This window comes from Aquimarina sp. AU119 (genome assembly GCF_900312735.1).
Lineage (GTDB): Bacteria > Bacteroidota > Bacteroidia > Flavobacteriales > Flavobacteriaceae > Aquimarina > Aquimarina algiphila.
In genome coordinates this window covers 344,931-361,364 of sequence record NZ_OMPF01000022.1, presented here as the reverse complement: position 1 = coordinate 361,364, position 16,434 = coordinate 344,931, and the positions used below count along the sequence as shown (strand labels likewise).

Genomic DNA, 16,434 nt, shown 5'->3' with positions numbered 1-16,434 from the left:
CAGAGCTATAGTTCTTAAATATTTTGATGAGTACAATTTTATATCCAAAATTTTCATAGTGTAGTAGTATCTTCAGCCTGATTTATAATGGTTGTTGTAAAATACACAACGGTAAAACCGGTTAAAACTTCACCGTTGTGTTTAAAAATAATTAATTCAGTTTGTTTAACCTTTTTTCATCTAGTTATTAACACTTGGATTAAGGTCGATTTCTCTTTGCGGAATAGGGGCAAAGTAATTATCAGTACCCAAAGAACCTTTAATAGGGTTGAATTCTGGTAATAATTCACCACTACTATTCATAGAAGTTTGAGGAGCTCTATTGGAGAGTGCTTGTTCGACGCGTTCCATTCTTACCAGATCATTCCAACGTAAATATTCTCCTGCAAATTCCCATTTTCTCTCTGTAAACGCTAATTCTGCCAGATCACCAGTAGTTACATCTACTCCTGCATTTGGAGTATTAAACGGTAACCCTTCGGCTCTTCTTCGAATCATATTTAATGCCTCCCATGCCTCTGCAGTAATATTGCCTGATCGAGCAGAAGCTTCTGCATATATCAATAATACTTCTGCATATCGTATAAAGAAATCATTTCGATCCGTTTGAAAGTCAGGAGCCAAATTATCTTCAATAGGACCTACAATTTTCTTGAAAACAGGAGTTGGTTGATCATTAAAGTTTTCCCAATCATGCTCTGTTCTATATGTTGCTTCTTTTCTGGGGCCTTCTGGGAAATCTTCAAAAAATCGAATTTCAGCAAAAGTTTCTTGCCAACCAGCTAAGTCTGAAGGATTACCTAGTTTTCCAAATTTACGATTAGGCTGACCACAACTCTTGCAATAAGGTATTGTCCATACAGACTCACTATTAAATACATTTGCTAAGGTCCATAAATCCTCGAGGTCATCTAGTAGAGCAAAATTGTGTGCAGCACTGTTATCGATAACTTGTTTTGCACTTGTAGCAGCTTCTACATACTTTGCATTGTCTTTAACAGGAAAACCTGCCCAATCCAAATATAATCTAGCTAATAATGCTCTCGCAGAACCGCTGTTGGGTCTGGGGGCTCCTGCATTAACTCCAGGGTATACATCTGGTAATCCACTTTCTGCTGCTAAGAGATCAGATTCGATTTGCTCATAAACGGTTACCTGATCTGATAAACCTAATTGTTGATCTGGATCAGGAACGAGTGGTAAAGGTATTTGTCCATGAATTCTGGCTAAATGAAAAAACATTACCCCTCTTAAAAAGTAAACTTCTGCAATTAACCGAGTTTGAGTTTCTATTTCACCGGGGTCAGTAAGAATAAGTCCTTCGTTATTAGATATAACAGTATTTGCAGCACGAATTGTTCTGTAAATCGCTTCCCAATTATTTTTAACTCTAGAGTTTGCTTGAGAAACTTGACGTTGATCAAATTCTCTAAATTCAGCTTTGTTACTTCCAAAATGAGTAGTAATATCATCTCCAGCCCAGAAAGGAGCATAAAAAGTGGTCATCCAGGAAGCATCATTTAATCTAGCATGAACTCCGGTAACTCCTAGTTCTAATTCTTGAATTTTAGAATATGCACCCGGAGCTAGTTGCGCTATTGTTGGATCTTCATCCAAATCTGCACAACTTTGAAAAATAGATGTTATTATCACTACTGATAATAAATATCTTATTTTGCTTTTTATTTTTTTGTTATATGTTGTTTTCATAAAATTTGTTTTTTGTGTTAAAACCCTACTTTTACTCCAAAAATGAATGATCTTGGATTTGGGTAGGCTCCTGCATTTATACCTGCTGCTACATCTACACTTTTATTTCCTGCATTATCATCTGCCGGGACAGATGTGAGCTCAGGGTCATATCCAGAATAATCTGTGATTAAGAATAAATTCTGTCCTGTTATATACAGCTTAACATTGGCATTTAAATGTTTTACATCTTTTAATGTGTATCCTAAAGTAAGATTGCTAAGTCTGATAAAATCCCCTTTTTCTATATAGCGTGTTGATCCGGCTTCATTCGGTCCTCCTGCGGGAATATCTGTTTCATTTTGCGGTGTCCATTGATTTAATTGTTCTGGAGCTAAAAAACTTCTTTGATTTCCTGTGTTACCAACGATTACACCTTGTACAGCATTTAAGATATCAAAACCGTGTACTCCTTGAAAGAATATATTTAGATCCCAGTTTTTATAAGTAATAGTATTGTTAAAACCCCACGTTAATGTAGGTGTACCGTTACCAATAGCACTAAATACAATATCTCCATTTTCATCTCTAAGATATCTGGCGTCCCCCGGTGCTCTTCCAAATGTTGCCGCTTCAGCTGCTTCAGATGTTTTCCAGGTTCCTAAAAAAGTAGCTCCATTAAATTGCCCTAAAGGTTGACCTACTTGTATAATGTTCCAGGTTCTACCTTGTCCATCGATACTACCAAAAGTTCCTTGAATTTCATCACGACCACCTAAGTCAGTTACTTCATTTTTAAAATGGGATAGATTAAAATTGGTATTCCAGTTAAAATTATCTGTATTGATTACATCTGCAGAAATAGCAACATCAATTCCTTTGTTTTCTACTTCTCCAATGTTTTTTGAAATTGTTACATTACCACCGTTAGAAGGGATTACAGGGTCATCAAGGAGTAGATCTGTTGTGTTTTTTTGGTAGGCATCTATAGACAGGTTTGCTCTCCCGTTTAAAAAACCTAAATCTATACCAATATTGGTCTGTGTTGTGGTTTCCCATTTTAGATCAGGGTTACCAAAACTGTTAGGTGCTACACCAGGTGTAGAATCTGATCCATTGAATGAAAAATTTGCATTTTGTACATTAGGAAAAGTAGTGTAAGGGTCTATGTTTTCGTTACCTACTTGTCCCCAACCAGCTCTTAGTTTAAGACTGCTAAAAACATTACTTTTTTCTATAAATGTCATATTATCAAATGAATATGCTAAAGCTACAGAAGGAAAATATCCTCTTCTGTTTTCTGATCGAAATACTGAAGACTCATCCATACGAATTGTTCCTGTGACAAATAAGGCATTATTATAAATATATTCACCACGGGCCATTAGGGATTGAATACTTCTTTCTGAAAAATTATTAAAAACAGATTGGCCAGATCCAGGAGCAGTTTCTGCAAAATAGAATCCACCAGGAACAAAAAGACGAGCAGCATTATATCCATTAAAACGATTCTGTATCCCAGAAAATTCATAGACTCCGGTAGCCTTTACATTGTGTTGACCAAATTCTTTGCTCCAGGTAAGAATATTACTGATCTGATGAGTCGTATTTTTATTGTCTCCAAAACCAGCCGTTGGAGGGTCAGCTCTAAATGTTCTGTAACTTTCATTGGACCCATTAAAAGTTGTTGCTCCTGCTATTAGAGTATAGTTAAGATTTTCTAATATATCATAACTTAGGTTGATATTGGCGTCAATTCTGTCTCTTATATTTTCAACATTGGCCAGTGTTAGGTTCGCAACTGGATTATAGTTAAGGGATGCCAAATTTCTTTCAGAAACATTATTGTAATTTCCATTTTCATCAAAGATTGGAGTAGTAGGGTCCCAGGATAAAGCATTTAACACTACACTTCCTTGAAATCGACCAAATTGATTTAAATCATTTATTGTAGTGGTTCTACTACCAAATATATTAAACCCAATTTTAAACTTGTCAGAGATGTTTGCGTTAACGTTAGAACGTAATGAATATCGTTCATAATTAGTATTAATTACGACACCTTCTTGATTGACATAATTACCAGATATAAAATATCCAATCTTTCCTTCAGATCCACTTGCAGATAGTTGTAAGTTTTGACTTATTGCAGTTTGAAATATCTCATCTTGATAATTTGTTCCTCCATTAGCCGCAAAACCAGCTATTTCTTGATCTGTGAAAATTGCAGATCCACCGCCTCGGATTCTTCTTGAATTTTCAATTCTAGCAAAATCAGCTGCCCCCAAAGTAGGTATTAAATCTGGTACTGTAGATATTGTCGTAAAAAAATCAACATCTACTTTTGTAACGCCTTTACCTTTTTTAGTACTTACCAAAACCACTCCATTAGATCCTCGTGATCCATAAACTGCTGTTGCAGAGGCATCTTTTAATACATCTATCGATGCAATATCATTAGGGTTTAATGTACTTAAGTCACCACCAATAAAACCATCAATAACAACTAGAGGGTCATTACTTCGGTTAATAGAGTTAGCTCCTCTAATTCTTACTTTAATAGCTGCCCCTGGCGCTCCGTTTGCTTTTGCAACAGTAACTCCTGCAGCTCTACCTTGTAAAGCTTCTTCCAGACGTGCTAGAGGTTGACCTTCAAAAGATTTTGCAGAAACTTGTGAAACAGAACCTGTAAGATCACTTTTTCTTGCCGTTCCATACCCAATAACCACAATCTCATCTAAAGCTTGGGTATCAGCTAAAAGTTTTACGTTGATTGTTGTTTGATTACCTACCGTTATATTTTGAGTAATAAACCCTAAATATGAAATGGTAATAACATCATTTTCTGTAGCAGAAATACTAAAATTACCGTCAAAATCAGTAATTTGACCTGTAGTAGTACCTTTAACTAAAACATTTACTCCAGGAATACCTACATCGTCTTCTCCAACAACCTTACCGGTTATCGTTTGTTGTGCATAGACTTGATAGATTCCCATCAGTGCTGTGAGTAGCCCCAGAATCAAACGTTTTCTGGATAAATTAAAAAATAGTTCTTTCATAATTAATTGTTGAAATGTGAAAAATTTAATAAAGTATCCCTTACTTAAATATGTCTCGGTTGCTTATGAAGTATTATTCGCCTGGTTAGTTTTTTTATTTGGTTATAAATAATACTGCACAATAACCGCTAACTTTTGTTTCCAATTAAAAGTTGTCGAATGAGCTCCCTGAGTGATAAAGAACTCTTTTAACCAAATGAATAAGTTTGAAAAGTGAAAATTTTAAAAATTGCGAGCCATGAAGAGTTTTAAAAAATGATTTAGGAATCATTTTGAATATTTCATGTTTTTTTAATCTATATAATTCAATTTTATTAAAAATTAACTTAAAAAACTACTAAATTGGTTGATGATGTAAATGTTCGGAATGATTTTATACAAATGGATTACATATGATTAGAAACATGCCACAAATGATTTGTTGCACTCTTAAAATTGTGTTTTTTTGATGTAGAAAGTAAAAAAATAAATGGTTAAAGGTTTGTTTTTAAGTGTGTTGTGTTTGTTTTTTTGAATTTCACAAAGAATTAAGGTTTTGGATGGTTTTGTTTAGAGGTTCTACCGTAAAAAAGAAGTCAAAAAAGATATTTCTACGTGCTGAAAGAGTTTGTTTTTACTTTTCTTTAATAGAATAAAAATCAAGAATTTATACAGTTCATGACTTTTTCTAGTCTATTGATAACTTCTCTAATCTCATCTTCGTTTAATGCGGCAAAACCCATTCGAACTCCATTATGATTGGAGTTATTATTGTCATAACGTCGCCAATTAGGATTGAGTTCTAAGTGAAGTTTTTTAGCTTCTCTATATATATCATCCCAATGATAAGACTTGTTAAGTTTTGTCCAAACCGCCATACCTCCATTAGGAATTCTAAAATCAAAATAAGGATTTAGTTTTTCTTTTAATAAAGAGCAGAATAAGTCACGTCTCGTTTTATATATTTTGAGCACTTTGTTAGAATGACGTTGTACATCCCCCGAAGTAATCATTTGTGCTATTGTTTGTTCGAGTAACTGATCTCCTTGACGATCAATAATGCGTCTCAAACTTGCGGCCTCATCAATAAAATCTTTTGAAGCTATCAGATATCCAATTCTCATAGCTGGAGCGATAATCTTGGTAAATCCTCCAATATAAATTACATTGCCTTTATTGTCATTACTGGCAAGAGGTAAAATAGGAGCGTTACTGTAATGAAAATCATAATCGTAATCATCTTCTACTATAGCAAAATTATAGTGTTGAGCCAATTGTAATAAATGCATACGCCTTTTGGCAGAAAGAGTTACAGTTGTTGGATGATGATGATGAGAAGTTACATAGACTGCTTTTATTTCTTTGGATTTACATAGTTTTTCAATACACTTGGTATCCAAACCTTCTTCGTCAACAGGAACTCTTTCTATAATTCCTCCTGATTCTATAAATGTATTATCAGCTGTTATGTAATTAGTAGAACCAACAATAACTCGATTTTTATTTGAAAGTAATAGTTGGCCGGCAAGATAAATTCCCATCTGACTACCTCGAGTAATTAAAATATTGTCAATTTTGATATCTAACCCGCGAGTTTGATTTAGATAGTACATTAAGGCTTTTCTTAATTCGATATTTCCATAGATAGATCCATAAGTCAATAAATCCTTATTGTACATTTTTTTGCTAATGTTTCGGTATATTTTTGCTATTTCGTCTATCGGAGCTAATCTATGGTCAGGGCTTCCATCGTCTATTTTTAATGTTTGCTCTGTGTTTGAAATACTTAATTTTCGCACCAAATGAGTACGCTTAGAAAAAGTAAATCCGCTTTTGTCTTTTGTTTTCATCTCAGCAAAAGATCGATCAAAGCCTAACGGATTAACGATAGGCAATATACTGCTGACAAATGTTCCTCTTGCAGGTATGGTTTCTATCCATCCCTGAGAAATAAGCTCTTCATAAGAAGCTATAACGGTTTTACGATGTATAGATAGGTTTTCAGCTAATTTTCGTGACCCTGGTAATTTGGTGGATGGAGGTAGTTTTCCTGATTTTATAAAGCCAATAATTTGATCACATAATTGTAGATACAGATTTCGATTAATATTACGATCAAGAATGATATTATTTTTAAAAGGAAACAATACTGGACTATTAAATATTTGTAAACTGGGTTGTTTTAATGTACCATAAAGCTATTATTTTTGAACGTGAAATAAAAATATATTATGGCAGATTATTCAATATCAGAACTTAATAAAGTAGTTAGAGGCCCTAAGAGAGCGATATATGACATAAATACTATAAATGAAATCTTAGATGATACATTTTTGTGCCATGTCGGTTATGTGTTTAAAGGTCAAGCTATAGTAATTCCTACTGCTTATGGAAGAAAAGAAGATAAAATTTATATTCATGGATCTCTTAAGAATCGAATGATGCTAAATTTATTAGATGTTGGTGAGGCGAGTCTTTCAGTAACGCATCTGGATGGCTTGGTTTTGGCAAGGTCTGCTTTTCATCATTCAGCAAATTATAGATCGGTAAATGTATTTGGAGAGGTACGTAAAGTCGAAAATCCAAAAGAAAAAATGGATGCACTTGCATGTATTTTAAATCATATGGTCTCTGGTCATTGGGATAATGTAAGACAGCCCAATGAAAAGGAGTTTAATGCTACTTTAGTTTTAGAATTAAGTATTAAAACAGCTTCAGCAAAGGTTAGGGCAGAAGGAGTGGTAGATGAAGCAGAAGATTATAAATTACCAATATGGGCAGGTGTAGTTCCTTTAAGACAAATTGCTAATAATGCTATTTCTGATGATAATCTACAAGAAGGAGTTAAAGAACCAAAAGAAGTACTTGATTATATAAACCAAAATAGATAAAACAAGAATAATATGCTTGAAGTAAGACCCACTTGTGAAAATTGTAATAAGGATCTACCAAATCATAGTGTAGATGCAATGATTTGTTCTTTTGAGTGTACTTTCTGTAAAGATTGCGTAGAGAATATTTTATTTAATGTATGTCCAAATTGTGGAGGTGGTTTTGAAAAAAGACCAACACGCCCTGTTAATTGTATTACTGGGAATTGTGTAGAAAAATATCCTATAGGAGAAAGGGTAGTTTACAAACCCGTAGACAAAGAATCTTTTAATGAAATTTTAAACATGTTTATAGATGTTGAACCAGCTAAAAGATAATGTTATGATTGATATAAGAAGGGCTAATGTTAAAGATGCAAAGAGTATTTCTTATTTAGGAGCAAAGACTTTTGATCAGTCTTATGGGCAGTTTTTTGATAAACGAAATACTATAACAGAATATCTGAACATAGCATTTTCATTGGATAAAATAGAAAAAAGTTTGGCTAATCCTGATAATTTATATTGGCTTGTAGAAGATTTTGAGAGCTCAAAACCAATAGGTTATGGTAAATTGAAATTAAATTCTCCATCAGAATTTATAAAGGATCAAAATGTATGTAAACTTCAACGGATATATCTTTTGCAGGGATATGAAGGTCAAGGTATAGGAAGTAAATTGCATCAACAAATGATAGAGGCCGCTATAGATCTATCATATACCTATTTGTGGTTATCAAATTTAAAGAAAAAAGAACAAGCCGTATCTTTTTATAAAAATAAAGGGTATCAAGTTGCTGGAGAACATAATTTTACCATAGGAAATGAGACTTTTCAATTTTGGGCGATGAAAATTAAATTATAATATCTGATTCGCTTTATGATATTTTAGAACGGTTGCAGAAAAAATATTAAATATCGTACTATAACCTTTTTTATATTTTTAGTTATTGATTATATTTTCTTCCTATGGAGGAAGTTCTATTTCTTCGGAAATATCTTCTGGAGCTGGTTTTTCTTTAGGTGATTCAATGTATTGGTTTTCTAAGGGAGGTAGAGATTCTATTTCACAACTATTTGATTTGTATTTTATAAACGTAAGTAAAAACGGAGGTATTTTTATTGGTGATTTTATAGAATAAATACCGGTCAGTATAGAGAGTTTTTACATTTTCTATATTAAAAGTAAAAAAGTATTGTTACTTAATTACTTTTGTTAAGGACATTAATCTTTGCTATTGAGTCACAATTTTCAACTAGCATATGTATGTTTTGTTCTTTAATAGAACCTTCAATGAAATATGTTCTACAGGAGTCTAATTTTGTATTACTTTTAGAAAAATCAACATTACCTTTTGTTAAAAGGAGAGATATATCAGCAGTATCAATTTGATAGGTTCTCATATTGTTTATTGCTTCATTAGAAAAAGCTCGTTTTTTAATTCTAATATTTTTAAGAACTCTGGCAGAAGGGCCATAGTCACAAGAAGCATTTTTTCCTCCCAAAAAGAAAAATAAAAGTATAAGACCTATAGCAAATCCACCTAAGTAATAAAATAACCGCTGCGCTAGTTTCATAAATAAAAAGCAATATTATGACGCCAAAAGTAAGTAAATTTTGGAATTCTTAGATATAAAAACAAGACTAGTTTTAAGTAAAAAAAATGTAATAGGACATTTTATAAAATGAGTAAGTTGATATCGCGATATGAAAGATCAAACCAGTCTGCTATGGGTTTGCTGGTTAAAATTCCGTGATAGAAATATAGCCCATTTTTTAATCCTCTATCAAAGCGTACAGCATTTTCTATTCCGCCTTCATCTCCTATTTGCAATAGATAAGGGGTGAAAATATTACTTATTGATAAAGATGATGTTCTTGCATAACGAGAAGGGATATTAGGAACACAATAATGAACTACTCCATGTTTTTGAAAAGTAGGATGATCATGTGATGTGATCTCACTGGTTTCAAAACATCCTCCCATATCAATACTAACATCAATTATTACTGAGCCTGGTTTCATACGTTCTACCATAGTTTCAGTAACAATTATTGGAGCTCTGTTTTTTCCTCTTACAGCTCCAATTACTACATCACAACGACGTAATGCTTTGAGTAAGTTTTTGGGTTGAATAGTAGAAGTAAATAAAGGTCTCCCTATGTTAGTCTGTATACAACGTAGTTTAGTTATGGAGTTATCAAAGATTTTGACGTTAGCTCCTAGACCAATTGCAGAACGTGCAGCAAATTCACCAACAGTACCTGCTCCCACAATTACAACTTCTACAGGAGGTACACCACTAATATTTCCCATCATTAATCCTGAGCCTTGAGTAGAAACGCTGTTCATTAATTCTGATGCGATTAAAACTGCAGCAGTTCCTGCGATTTCGCTTAATGCCCTAACGGCTGGATATGCTCCATCTGCATCACGAATAAATTCAAAACCTAATGCTGTGATTCTTTTTTTTGCAAGTTCTTGAAAATAGTCTTTTGATTGAGTTTTAAGCTGTAAAGCAGAGATTAATACGGTTTGTGGATTTATATGCTCTAGTTCTTCCAAAGATGGTGGTTCTACCTTAAGAATAATAGGGCAACCAAACACTTTTGTTCTGTCATTAGTGATTTCAGCTCCAGCTTCGCTATAATCTCTATCAGAAAAGCTAGCACCAATTCCAGCATTAGTTTCTAATAAAACTCTATGACCATGAGCTGTCAATGCAGCAACAGCATCAGGAGTAAGACAAACACGTTTCTCTTGATAGTGAGTTTCTTTTGGGATACCTATAAATAGTTTTCCTTTTTTGCGTGCTACTTCGATCATTTCCTCCTGTGGTAGCAATTGCTCTTTTGTAAAAGGAGATTTAGGTGTACTCATTTGCGTGAAATTCTTTAACTCAAATTACGAATAAAAAACTCAAGAAAGCAAGTTGGAGCAAATATTTAAAATTTAACAAGCAAAAATGTATTCAATTATAAGACAAACTCCTTTTTTGATTTTCAAGTAAATCAATCTTAACTTTTGATACATTTTCTGGAAGTAAATTAGCAATTTTATCGGGCCACTCTATAAATACCCATGCATCAGAATCTAAATATTCTTCAAACCCAATATGATAAGCTTCTTCTTCATTTTCTATTCTGTAAAAATCAAAATGATATATCAGTCCTTTGTTACTTTTATATTCGTTTACCAAAGAATAGGTCGGACTAGAAATAACATCTTGTACGCCTAATTGTTTACAAATCTCTTTGATTAAAGTAGTTTTTCCAGTCCCCATAGAAGCATCAAACAAGACAATTTTATGTTTGATATTCGAAATTAGTTTCTTGGCTACATTGGGTAAATCTTCTAGAGTGTATACTAACGTCATTATTATGTTGATAAATTTAACTTTAGAAATAATAACTGCAAATATACTTTAGCTAAATGAAATTTGTTTAAATTCTGTATTTATCTTGGATTTAAAACAATAAAAGGAATAATCATTTCTTCTAGAGAAACTCCTCCATGTTGATAAGTGTTCCTATAATAACTTACATAGTGGTTATAATTGTTTGGGTATGCAAAAAAATAGTCTCCTTTTGCAAAAATAAACGAACTACTCATGTTAATAGAAGGTAGATGAATATCTTTTGGGTTTATAGCTTCCAGAACTTCCTTTTTTTCATAAGTAAGACTTTTTCCTGTCTTGTACCTTAAATTAAGACTCGTATTTTTATCACCAATAACTCTAGATGGATTTTTTACATTTATAGTACCATGATCTGTAGTTATAAGAAGTTTAAAACCTAATTGCTGTGCTTGTTGAATCATTTCTAGTAAAGGCGAATTTTTGAACCAGCTTTGCGTAAGTGATCTATAGGATTTATCATTTGATGCTAATTCTTTAATAACCTCCATTTCGGTTTTACTATGAGAGAGCATATCTACAAAGTTGTAAACAACTACCGTTAGATCATTATCCTTTAACCCTTTAAAATTTGCAGCTAAAGTTTTACCAGATCTTTCATTGGTGATTTTATAATACTCATGTTTGATATTAAGTCCCAATCGTTGTAGCTGGGCTGTTAAAAACTCATTTTCATTCATGTTTTTTCCTCCTTCGTCAGTGTCGTCAAGCCATAAATCTGGATGTTTCTTTTTCATTTCAGAAGGCATAAGCCCAGAAAAGATAGAGTTTCTGGCATATTGAGTTGCCGTAGGCAAAATACTAAAATAAGAATCTTCTTGTTCTTTTTTGTAATAGTTGTTTATCGTTGGTTCAAAAGCTTTCCATTGATCATAACGTAAATTATCAATGACAACCAATAAGGTCGGTTGATCTTTACTTATTTCAGGGACCACTTTTTCCTTAAATAATGTATGCGACATTACGGGGGCATCATTACTTCCGCTAAACCAATCTGGGTAATTCTTATCTATAAATTTGCAAAACTGTGAATTAGCTTCTACTTTTTGAGATTCAAGGATCTCAAACATCCCAGTATCTTCTATGTTTTCAAGTTGTAATTCCCAATAGATTAATCTTTGATATAATTCTGACCACTCTTCAAAAGAATTTACCATAGCCATATCCATCGCTATTTTTCTAAATTCTTGTTGATAATTGGCGGTGGTTTTTTCTGATACTAAACGCGAATTGTCTAAGTTTTTCTTCAGACTTAAAAGAATTTGATTGGGATTTACGGGCTTAATAAGGTAATCAGCAATTTTACTACCAATAGCTTCCTCCATAATATATTCTTCTTCACTTTTAGTGATCATGACTACAGGGATACCATCTTCTTTTTCTTTAATTTCTGATAGCGTTTCTATTCCAGAAAGTCCAGGCATGTTTTCATCTAAAAAAATGATATCAAAGTTATCTTCATCCAATATATCAATGGCTTCTGTACCACTTTGACATTTTGTTACTTCATAGTTTTTCTTTTCCAAAAACAATATATGTGGTTTAAGTAAATCAATTTCATCATCTACCCAAAGTATCTTTATTTTACTCATTTAGTTTTAATTTTAATTATGTGTTGACTTGTGAGAATGCTTATTTGACCCCAAATAGTAAACTTGATTCTCTTAAATTCATTTAGAAATATACGTATATGATTGTCATATATGTATATTTGCTTCCGTAAAGGCAAAATGAACTTGAAAAAAAGAAATAAGCTCAAAATATTAAACGACCCAATTTACGGTTTTATTACGATACCGAATGAACTAATTTTTGATCTAATAGAGCATAGGTATTTTCAAAGGTTACGTCGTATATCGCAGATGGGGTTATCGTATCTAGTATATCCTGGTGCTCATCATACTCGATTTCATCATGCATTAGGTTGTATGCATCTTATGCAAAAAGCGGTGAGAGTTCTTCGTTTTAAAGGGATTAGCATTTCTGAAGATGAAGAAGTAGCGTTATATGCAGCAATTTTATTACATGATATTGGTCATGGTCCTTTTTCTCATGCGATGGAGCATAGTATCGTAAATGAGGTAAATCATGAGTCAATTTCCTTGATGTTTATGGAGGAAATTAACGAAGAATTTAACGGTAGTTTAACGCTTGCGATAAAAATTTTCAAAGGAGAGTATCATCGGGATTTTTTACATCAATTGATTTCTGGACAATTGGATATGGATCGTTTGGATTATTTAAAAAGAGATAGCTTTTATACTGGTGTAGCAGAGGGCAATATTAATAGTGAGCGTTTAATCACTATGTTAACTGTAGTAGATGATGCTTTAGTAGTAGAAGAAAAAGGAATTTATTCTGTTGAGAAGTTTTTACTTGCAAGACGTTTGATGTATTGGCAAGTATATCTTCATAAAACGAGTCTTGTTGCAGAGAGTTTATTAATTAGAGTTTTAAAAAGAGCAAAGGAGCTTGTTGATAAAGGAGTAGAGCTAAGAGCGAGTGAACCTTTAACTTTTTTCTTAAAAAATAAAATTACATCAGAGAACTTTACTTCTGAAGTGTTACATACATTTTCGAGGCTAGATGATTATGATATTGTTTCTGCAATGAAAGAATGGTCTACTTCAGATGATTTTGTTTTGAGCACATTATCTTTAATGATTATAGATCGTGATCTTTTGAAAATTAAAATTAAAAAGAAGCCTTTTCAGGAAAAAAAGAAAGAAGAGCATATAAAGAAATTTAAGGAAAAATATAAAATTTCGAATGAAGAAGCACGTTATTTTATATTTGAAGGAGCTATTTCAAACCAAGCATATCATCTAAATAAGCAGAATATCAATGTTTTATACAAATCTAGAAAAATTGTTGATATTGTAAAAGCTACTGATCAGTTTAACTTAGAAGCTTTATCAAAACCAGTTACCAAATATTTTATGTGCTATCCGAAGCATAAACATTAACACATTTTTTATACTTTTGCTAGAATGATTTTTACAGCCACACAAATTGCGGGTATTTTAAACGGAGAAATCGAGGGAGATGAAACTGTTGAAGTATCTAAACTAGCTAAAATAGAGGAAGGAACAAAAGGCTCACTAACCTTTTTGTCAAACCCTAAATATACTCAATACATATATTCTACTGATGCATCTATTACTATTGTAGATAAAACCTTTGAAGCAGAATCAAATATAAAAACAACTCTTATAAGAGTAGATGACGCCTATAAAGCTTTTTCTCAATTGTTGGAATATTACAATATGGTAAAAATGAATAAAGTTGGGATAGAACAACCCAGTTTTATTTCTAAGACAGCCGTTTATGGAGAAGCAATTTATTTTGGTGCATTTTCTTATATGGGTGAAAACGTTAAAATAGGAAAGAATGCAAAAATTTTCCCTAACGTTTATATAGGAGATAATGTAACCATTGGAGATAATGCTGTTGTTTTTGCAGGAGCAAAGGTTTATTCTGAGACTATAATTGGAAATGGTTGTGTTATCCATAGTGGGGCAATAGTAGGAGCCGATGGTTTTGGATTTACACCAAATGAAAAAGGAGAATATAGTAAAGTGCCTCAAACAGGTAATGTTGTTATTGGAGATAATGTAGATGTGGGAGCAGGTACCTCAATTGATAGAGCCACACTTGGGTCTACAGTTATACATAATGGAGTAAAATTAGATAACCAAATACAGATTGCTCATAACGTAGAAATTGGAGAACATACTGCAATTGCAGCGCAAACCGGTATTGCCGGGTCAACCAAAATAGGGAAACATTGTTTAATAGGAGGACAAGTTGGTATTGCAGGGCATTTAACTATAGGTAACAATGTGAGAATACAGGCTCAATCCGGTATTGGAAGAAATATTAAAGATGGAGAAGCTATTCAGGGATCTCCAGCTTTGGGATATTCTGATTTTAATAAATCCTATGTGCATTTTAAAAACCTTCCCAAAATAGTAGATAGAGTATACAAACTAGAGAAAAAGATAAATAATAATGAGTGACGTTGTCATGAGCAAACAAAGAACCATTGAAAAGGAGGTAATACTTACTGGAGTAGGTTTACATACAGGAAAAGAGGTAACATTAACCTTTAAACCCGCTCCCGAAAATCACGGTTATGCATTTTGTAGAATTGATTTGGAAGGAAATCCTATCATCGAGGCAGATGCTAATTATGTTGTAAATACACAACGAGGTACAAATTTAGAGAAAAATGGAGTTAGTATCCAGACTTCAGAACATGTACTTGCCGCTTGTGTAGGATTAGAGATTGATAACCTTTTGATAGAGTTAAATGCTTCAGAACCACCAATAATGGATGGTTCGAGTAAGTTTTTTATAGAAGCTTTAGAATCTGCAGGTATTGTAGAGCAAGAAGCAGAAAGAGAAGAATATATCGTAAAAGATGTAATTTCATATGTTGATGAAGAATCAGGTAGTGAAATTATAGTAATGCCTTCTGATGAATACCAGGTTACTACTATGGTGGATTTTGGTACTAAAGTTCTAGGAACTCAAAATGCATCTCTAAAACATCTTTCTGATTTTAAAAAGGAAATAGCTGATGCGAGAACATTTAGTTTTTTACATGAGTTAGAAATGTTGTTAGAACACGGTCTAATAAAAGGTGGTGATTTAAATAATGCTATTGTTTATGTTGATAAGGAGCTTAGTCCTAGTACCATGGAGAAACTTAAAGTTGCCTTTGGGAAAGAATCTATCGCTATAAAACCTAACGGTATTTTGGATAACTTAACTTTACATTATCCAAATGAAGCTGCTCGACATAAATTATTGGATGTAATAGGAGATTTAGCATTAATAGGAACCAGAATAAGAGGTAAGATCATAGCTAATAAGCCCGGTCACTTTGTGAACACACAGTTTGCAAAAAAACTTTCTAAGATTATTAAGATAGAGAAACGTAATAAAGTTCCTCAATTTGATCTTAATAAGCCACCATTAATGGATATCAATAAGATTATGGAAATGCTTCCGCATCGATCTCCTTTTTTATTGATAGACAGGATTCTTGAGATGTCAGACAGCCATGTTGTAGGACTTAAGAATGTGACAATGAATGAACCATTTTTTGAAGGGCATTTTCCTGGAGCACCAGTAATGCCAGGAGTACTTCAGGTTGAAGCAATGGCTCAGACCGGAGGTATTTTAGCACTAAGTACAGTTCCGGATCCTGAAAATTATCTTACCTATTTTATGAAAATAGATAAAGTAAAGTTTAAACAACAGGTATTGCCCGGGGATACGTTAATATTTAAGTTGGAGCTAATTACTCCAATTCGTAGAGGTATATGTCATATGCAAGCATTTGCTTATGCTAATGGTAAATTAGTGACTGAAGCAGAGCTTATGGCACAAATAGTAAAATCAAAATAACA

14 protein-coding genes are annotated in these 16,434 nt (G+C 32.9%); 7 read left to right on the top strand and 7 right to left on the bottom strand.

The window, feature by feature from the left end; all coding sequences use genetic code 11:
- Window positions 1-180: 180 nt before the first annotated feature.
- The 3 genes from DK442_RS19490 to DK442_RS19480 all read right to left on the bottom strand — a co-directional run bounded on the left by DK442_RS19490 (window position 181) and on the right by DK442_RS19480 (window position 6,877).
- Window positions 181-1,710, bottom strand: coding sequence for a RagB/SusD family nutrient uptake outer membrane protein (locus DK442_RS19490; RefSeq protein ID WP_109437566.1), 1,530 nt, complete (start codon window positions 1,708-1,710; stop codon window positions 181-183).
- Between the two features lie 17 nt (window positions 1,711-1,727).
- The gene (locus tag DK442_RS19485; protein WP_109437565.1) at window positions 1,728-4,751 is read right to left on the bottom strand and encodes a TonB-dependent receptor; all 3,024 of its coding nucleotides are present in this window, start codon (window positions 4,749-4,751) and stop codon (window positions 1,728-1,730) included.
- A 638-nt stretch (window positions 4,752-5,389) separates the two neighbouring features.
- Complete coding sequence (locus DK442_RS19480) at window positions 5,390-6,877, bottom strand: PLP-dependent aminotransferase family protein (protein ID WP_109437564.1); 1,488 nt, start codon at window positions 6,875-6,877, stop codon at window positions 5,390-5,392.
- A gap of 84 nt (window positions 6,878-6,961) precedes the next feature.
- Here DK442_RS19480 and DK442_RS19475 point away from each other — a divergent pair, with 84 nt between their 5' ends.
- The 4 genes from DK442_RS19475 to DK442_RS19460 all read left to right on the top strand — a co-directional run bounded on the left by DK442_RS19475 (window position 6,962) and on the right by DK442_RS19460 (window position 8,742).
- On the top strand, window positions 6,962-7,621 hold the full coding sequence (locus tag DK442_RS19475) for a pyridoxamine 5'-phosphate oxidase family protein (RefSeq protein WP_109437563.1): 660 nt from the start codon (window positions 6,962-6,964) through the stop codon (window positions 7,619-7,621).
- Window positions 7,622-7,633: 12 nt separating this feature from the next.
- Entirely contained in the window at window positions 7,634-7,939 is a 306-nt protein-coding gene (locus DK442_RS19470) for a DUF1272 domain-containing protein (RefSeq protein WP_109437562.1), read from the top strand.
- Window positions 7,940-7,943: 4 nt separating this feature from the next.
- Window positions 7,944-8,465: a GNAT family N-acetyltransferase gene (locus DK442_RS19465; RefSeq protein ID WP_160114266.1), complete on the top strand. Its 522-nt coding sequence runs from the start codon at window positions 7,944-7,946 to the stop codon at window positions 8,463-8,465.
- Between the two features lie 85 nt (window positions 8,466-8,550).
- Complete coding sequence (locus DK442_RS19460) at window positions 8,551-8,742, top strand: hypothetical protein (RefSeq protein ID WP_109437560.1); 192 nt, start codon at window positions 8,551-8,553, stop codon at window positions 8,740-8,742.
- Window positions 8,743-8,803: 61 nt separating this feature from the next.
- On the opposite strand, the gene DK442_RS19455 is transcribed toward DK442_RS19460, so the two are convergent.
- From DK442_RS19455 to DK442_RS19440, 4 genes are all read right to left on the bottom strand, one after another.
- Window positions 8,804-9,178: a DUF4258 domain-containing protein gene (locus tag DK442_RS19455; protein ID WP_109437559.1), complete on the bottom strand. Its 375-nt coding sequence runs from the start codon at window positions 9,176-9,178 to the stop codon at window positions 8,804-8,806.
- Between the two features lie 101 nt (window positions 9,179-9,279).
- A complete protein-coding gene (locus DK442_RS19450) occupies window positions 9,280-10,482 on the bottom strand; it encodes an alanine dehydrogenase (protein WP_109437558.1) in 1,203 nt (400 codons plus the stop codon).
- Between the two features lie 91 nt (window positions 10,483-10,573).
- Window positions 10,574-10,978, bottom strand: coding sequence for a tRNA (adenosine(37)-N6)-threonylcarbamoyltransferase complex ATPase subunit type 1 TsaE (gene tsaE, locus DK442_RS19445; RefSeq protein WP_109437557.1), 405 nt, complete (start codon window positions 10,976-10,978; stop codon window positions 10,574-10,576).
- Window positions 10,979-11,058: 80 nt separating this feature from the next.
- Window positions 11,059-12,609 (bottom strand): PglZ domain-containing protein, encoded by a 1,551-nt coding sequence (locus tag DK442_RS19440; RefSeq protein ID WP_109437556.1) that lies wholly within the window; start codon window positions 12,607-12,609, stop codon window positions 11,059-11,061.
- A gap of 144 nt (window positions 12,610-12,753) precedes the next feature.
- Here DK442_RS19440 and DK442_RS19435 point away from each other — a divergent pair, with 144 nt between their 5' ends.
- From DK442_RS19435 to DK442_RS19425, 3 genes are read left to right on the top strand one after another with little or no spacing between them, the layout of a single operon-like run.
- Entirely contained in the window at window positions 12,754-13,983 is a 1,230-nt protein-coding gene (locus DK442_RS19435) for an HD domain-containing protein (protein ID WP_109437862.1), read from the top strand.
- Window positions 13,984-14,007: 24 nt separating this feature from the next.
- Entirely contained in the window at window positions 14,008-15,036 is a 1,029-nt protein-coding gene (gene lpxD / locus DK442_RS19430; RefSeq protein WP_109437555.1) for a UDP-3-O-(3-hydroxymyristoyl)glucosamine N-acyltransferase, read from the top strand.
- A gap of 7 nt (window positions 15,037-15,043) precedes the next feature.
- Window positions 15,044-16,432, top strand: coding sequence for a bifunctional UDP-3-O-[3-hydroxymyristoyl] N-acetylglucosamine deacetylase/3-hydroxyacyl-ACP dehydratase (locus tag DK442_RS19425; protein WP_370444669.1), 1,389 nt, complete (start codon window positions 15,044-15,046; stop codon window positions 16,430-16,432).
- Window positions 16,433-16,434: the final 2 nt, after the last annotated feature.